Genomic DNA, 5160 nt, shown 5'->3' on the forward strand with positions numbered 1-5160 from the left:
CCTGACCAATCACTTGAATGGTCGGATGCCGGTGTTGAAGGTTCAAATCGCTTCTTAAAACGCGTTTGGCGTTTAACAGGGCACAATCAGAATGGCCAGMACAGCGCCTTCAACAATGGTGCGGGCGACATCTTTGATGCTGCCGCGGAYACCTTTCGATGAGTCCACGACAATGTCTGCTGTTGTACCATTTGGCAGCTGGGTTTTAATTTCTTCCAGCGTTTTACGGGTATTGTCCGTGACTTCAATGACGTTTGAATCTGAACTGCGCAGAATATCAATGGCTACGGCTGTTTTACCGTTTAAATACGCGCTRKMTWYYWTKWYMRMTYCCCTATTATTCACACATCGAATAAATATTTACTCCTTTGGAGGCGTTAGCAATGCTGGATCAAAATACTTCTGCTCAACTTAAAACCCTGCTTGAACGTTTGGAAAGCCCAATTGAAATCGTGGCCACCCTGAACGGCACTGACAAATCTGACAAAATCAAAGAGCTGGTGACTGAAGTCGCTGCGCTGTCTGATCAGGTGACTGCGCGCTTTGACGGCACTAATTCACGTGCGCCAAGCTTCGGCATTGCAAAAAAAGGCGAGCAGCCGCGTGTCAACTTCGCCGGCCTGCCGATGGGCCACGAGTTCACATCACTGATTCTGGCTTTGCTTCAGGTTTCAGGCTATGCGCCTAAAGTGTCTGATGAAGTTCTGGCGCAAATCAAAGGCTTGAACCTGACTGCCGATTTTGACGTATTCGTATCGTTAAGCTGCCATAACTGTCCGGACGTGGTGCAGGCATTGAACTTGATCGCCATCTACAACCCTGGCGCAACGGCAACCATGATTGACGGCGCATTCTTCCAGGACGAAGTGGAAGAACGCAAAATCATGGCGGTGCCGATGCTGTTCCAAAACGGCGAGCATATCGGTCAGGGGCGCATGACTTTGGAAGAAATCATTGCCAAATTGGATAGCGGCGCAGCAGCCAAAGATGCTGAAAAGCTGAATGCCAAAGAAGCGTTTGATGTATTAGTCATTGGCGGCGGCCCTGCAGGCAACACGTCTGCAATTTATGCGGCGCGTAAAGGCATCCGTACCGGTATTGTGGCTGAACGCATGGGCGGTCAGGTCATGGATACCATGGACATTGAAAACTACACCTCTATTCAAAAAACCCAAGGCCCTAAATTCGCAGCGGCGATGGAAGAGCATGTGCGTGAATACGGCGTGGACATCATGAACCTGCAGCGCGTATCGGGCATTAAAGGCGCAGACCAAACGGCTAACGGCTTGGTGGAAGTGACTTTAGAAAACGGCGCGAAACTGGAATCTAAAACAGTGATTCTGTCTACTGGCGCACGCTGGAGAGAGATGAATGTTCCGGGCGAGAAAGAGTATAAAACCCGCGGCGTGGCGTACTGCCCGCACTGTGACGGCCCGCTGTTCAAAGGCAAGCGTGTTGCGGTGATCGGCGGCGGCAACTCCGGTGTAGAAGCGGCGATTGACCTTGCAGGCATTGTTGAACACGTAACATTAGTTGAGTTTGATACTAAATTACGTGCAGACCAAGTGCTGCAGGACAAGCTGAACAGCCTGCCGAATACGACTGTGATCATGAATGCATTATCAACTGAAGTGGTCGGTGACGGTTCGCAAGTGACTGCGCTGAAATACAAAGACCGCGCCACAGATGAAATCAAAACCATTGAGCTTGCAGGGATCTTCGTGCAAATCGGTTTATTGCCGAACACTGATTTCTTAAAAGAAACTAGTGTAGAACTTTCAAACCGCGGCGAGATTGTAATTAACGACCGCAACGAAACCAATGTGAAAGGCGTATTCGCGGCCGGTGACTGTACGACAGTGCCGTACAAGCAAATCATCATTGCGACAGGTGAAGGCGCGAAAGCTTCATTGTCTGCTTTTGATTACATCATCCGTTCGGGAATCTAAGCGGGTAACGTGAATATGATATTGAACTCAGATGCCTGCATCTGAGTTCAATCAGCAAAATATTAATTTGAATGCTTTTTTAGATTTAACCTTTTCAGGAACTTTGGATGCTAACACCGAAGTTCCTTTTTTTATGTCAAATATAAAGAAAAAGCCAAAGTGTCCCCAGTCACTTTGGCTTTTTCTTAACACAGTGTGTTAAGCGTTGTTCTCATTGTCGATGTTATTATTGTCGGGAACTTTCTAACCGCTTTGTTCCTCTTATCCAGCCTTCCCCAAGGTTATTTGCCAAATAAATTCAAGCCTTCGAATTTTTTCATTAACTGTTCCTGAGTTTCTGCGTGTTCAGGGTGCGGAATAATGCATTCGATGGGGCAGACCGAAACACAGGTTTGATGGTCATAAAAGCCAATGCATTCTGTACAGCGTTCTATCTCAATCTCATACACCTTCGCGCCTTCATAAATGGCTTCATTCGGGCATTCAGGCAAGCACATATCGCAGTTAATGCACTTGTCGGTAATCAGCAATGCCATAGCAGACCGTTAAGCCTGATAAGCCAAAGACGCGGCAGAAATATCGGCAGCAGAATTAGGCAAATTGCGGATCAGCAGGGCATAGGCCATATCAACATCAGCCGGGACAGGAATATCAACGATATAGCCTGAGCCTTTGGCATCTGTGATCAGCTTACCTTTCTTATCTTTCATTTCTGTTAAAGTAAAAGTGATATTGCCAGAAGTGGTCATAAGTTCCAGCGAGTCACCGACAATAAATCGGTTTTTCACTTCAATTTTAAGATAGTCGCCATTCCGTTCTAATACTTCGCCAACAAACTGCTGATGATCAAAACGCGATGAACCTGTTTCATAATTTTGGTATTCACTGTGTACATGGCGGCGCAGGAAACCTTCGGTATAGCCGCGGTTTGCCAAGCCTTCCAGCTGTGACATTAAGGAGGGATCGAAAGGCTTGCCTTCCAGCGCATCATCTATGGCCTTACGGTAAATCTGCGCTGTGCGGGCACAATAGAAAAACGATTTTGTACGGCCTTCAATCTTCAGCGAATGAATGCCCATTTTGGTCAAACGTTCAACATGCTGTACTGCACGCAGATCTTTTGAATTCATGAAGTAAGTGCCATGCTCGTCCTCTTCGGCTGCAAACATGTCTTCTTCATTGCGCTGTAATAAAACCGGCTCGCCAAATTGGTGTTGTTGTATGGCGTGCTGCTCGTCGGCATCTTTGTTTTGACAGCATGATGATTCTTCAATTTGTGTTACTGGTATAACATCGCCAGTTTCATCTTGTGCTGCCTCGTGAATTTTATAGTCCCAGCGGCACGCATTGGTGCAAGCGCCTTGATTGGCATCACGTTTGTTCATATAGCCAGAAAGTAAGCAGCGGCCGGAATAAGCCATGCATAACGCGCCATGTACGAAAATTTCAATTTCCATATCCGGCACGTTATTCTTAATTTCCTCAATTTCTTCCATAGACAGTTCGCGCGATAAAATGACGCGGGTCAGGCCCATGTTTTTCCAAAATTTTACAGTGGCCCAATTGACTGCATTGGCTTGCACCGATAAATGCACCGGCACCTCAGGGAAGTGTTCGCGCACCATCATGATCAGTCCAGGGTCTGACATAATCAGCGCATCAGGCTTCATGGCCACAACAGGTTCTAAGTCCCGGATAAAGTTTTTCAGCTTAGAATTATGCGGCTGAATGTTCACCACCACATAAAACTTTTTGCCCAAAGCATGCGCTTCAGAAATTCCGGTCTTCAGATTGTCATGATCAAAAGCATTATTGCGCACACGCAGGCTGTAACGCGGCTGTCCTGCATAAACAGCGTCTGCGCCATAAGCAAATGCATAGCGCATATTCTTCAGCGAGCCGGCAGGAGAGAGGAGTTCAGTCACGTGTGAAATGGTCATGTCATTAAAGGCATAAAAAATTTATGGTTTTATTCTAGAGATAAAAAAAAATGTTTCAACCCAGTAAAAAACTCGGGATTAATATGAAAAATTTGGATAAGGCATGCATCAGATTGCCAAACTGACCCGATAAATTCAAAGATCCATCAAAATAATATAAAGCAGAATGGATGGTGTTTTTGAAATATTGAATGGATTAAAGAAGATAGAATGATGAATGAATTGGGGGCTAAAAATACTGCTGAGATTTACTGGCAATGGACGCTTTATAGGCCTAAATATAAATAATAAATCAGTTATTTTGCTGTGCTCATTTTTTTCAAAATCGAAGGTTTAATGCCGTATAAGATCGTTTGATTTATTTCTTAATGTTGAGAAGGTTTTACTGCGTGAAAAATGTATGGCGGCATCAAGATAAATTTACTCAGGAAGGTTGTTATTCGGTCTGCATACTAGTTTTTTAGTAACTAAATGTTTGTAAATTGATGATTTATATATATAGAAGGCATTTTGGTTTTTTATATTTACTGAGCAGGAATTCTGTCAGCGCAAGCAGTGATTTTTACTCAGTCTACAGCTTCAGCATTGATAAAGAGCATCCTTTTTCTGACTTTAATACGGCAGTGAAGTCTAAGTTTTATGGTCATTACGGGCTGAAATATCGATCTGTTATTTTTAAAGGTTTCTATTTTCTATATTGAATGCCGTGTAGGAATTTTTTCATCAACGAAAACAGCAGTCAGCATATTTTTGCATTCAAAATTAAGGTTGGTCAGACGTTTTAGATTCCGAACTTTTGAATTGCGTATTGGCAATGTGCTTAGATTGAAAAACACGATAAAAAACTGTCTTAATACTTAATCTATTTGATGAAATTATGCCAATTTTAGCTGTAAACAACAGGTTGATAATTACACATTGCAATGCCATTGGATGGCTGGAACTTCTTAATTAGTCCAACGAAACACATTAAAACCATTCGTTATTTTAATGATGGTTTGTCCATTAYGCGCCAAGTTAGTCACTTGGATGAATTTCACTTTTTCGGCACCGCCAGCAGCGACTTTCCGCGCTGTCGGCGTCAAGCTTGCCGCACGGTCACGCGGTACAATCACAGCCTCAACACCCATAGCCGCTGCGGTACGGATGCATGCCCCTAAATTGTGCGGATCTGTGATTTGATCCAAAGCCAGCAATAAAGGCTGTTTGGACGCCGTCAGCAGGTCGTCTAAATCTTTTTCATTTAATGTCGGATGAGGACGCACAGCCGC

Annotated in this window: 3 protein-coding genes and 3 pseudogenes; 2 read left to right on the top strand and 4 right to left on the bottom strand. The window is 44.4% G+C overall.

Going from position 1 to position 5160, the window contains the following annotated elements; all coding sequences use genetic code 11:
* Positions 1 to 75 (top strand): annotated as a pseudogene (locus tag AZH43_RS18975) (hypothetical protein); the annotation flags it as partial.
* Positions 76 to 81: 6 nt separating this feature from the next.
* Here AZH43_RS18975 and AZH43_RS16230 read toward each other — a convergent pair.
* Positions 82 to 315: pseudogene (locus tag AZH43_RS16230) on the bottom strand (efflux RND transporter permease subunit); the annotation flags it as partial.
* Positions 316 to 383: 68 nt separating this feature from the next.
* On the opposite strand from AZH43_RS16230, the gene ahpF reads away from it, so the two are divergent.
* On the top strand, positions 384 to 1949 hold the full coding sequence (ahpF, locus tag AZH43_RS16235) for an alkyl hydroperoxide reductase subunit F (protein WP_067671931.1): 1566 nt from the start codon (positions 384 to 386) through the stop codon (positions 1947 to 1949).
* Between the two features lie 281 nt (positions 1950 to 2230).
* Here the strand turns inward: ahpF and AZH43_RS16240 are convergent, their stop codons facing one another.
* The 3 genes and pseudogenes from AZH43_RS16240 to AZH43_RS16250 form a co-directional block, all read right to left on the bottom strand.
* Positions 2231 to 2485: a YfhL family 4Fe-4S dicluster ferredoxin gene (locus AZH43_RS16240; RefSeq protein WP_067671934.1), complete on the bottom strand. Its 255-nt coding sequence runs from the start codon at positions 2483 to 2485 to the stop codon at positions 2231 to 2233.
* A 9-nt stretch (positions 2486 to 2494) separates the two neighbouring features.
* Positions 2495 to 3889: a prephenate-dependent tRNA uridine(34) hydroxylase TrhP gene (gene trhP, locus AZH43_RS16245; RefSeq protein WP_067671937.1), complete on the bottom strand. Its 1395-nt coding sequence runs from the start codon at positions 3887 to 3889 to the stop codon at positions 2495 to 2497.
* A 1010-nt stretch (positions 3890 to 4899) separates the two neighbouring features.
* A pseudogene (locus AZH43_RS16250) lies at positions 4900 to 5160 on the bottom strand (TrmH family RNA methyltransferase); the annotation flags it as partial.

This window comes from Acinetobacter pragensis (assembly GCF_001605895.1).
GTDB classification, from domain to species: Bacteria; Pseudomonadota; Gammaproteobacteria; order Pseudomonadales; family Moraxellaceae; genus Acinetobacter; species Acinetobacter pragensis.

What these genes read in the sequence shown, in the direction of transcription:
- ahpF (WP_067671931.1), top strand. Translation starts at nt 384, where the DNA reads ATGCTGGATCAAAATACTTCTGCTCAACTTAAAACCCTGCTTGAACGT.
- AZH43_RS16240 (WP_067671934.1), bottom strand. Translation starts at nt 2,485, where the DNA reads ATGGCATTGCTGATTACCGACAAGTGCATTAACTGCGATATGTGCTTG.
- trhP (WP_067671937.1), bottom strand. Translation starts at nt 3,889, where the DNA reads ATGACCATTTCACACGTGACTGAACTCCTCTCTCCTGCCGGCTCGCTG.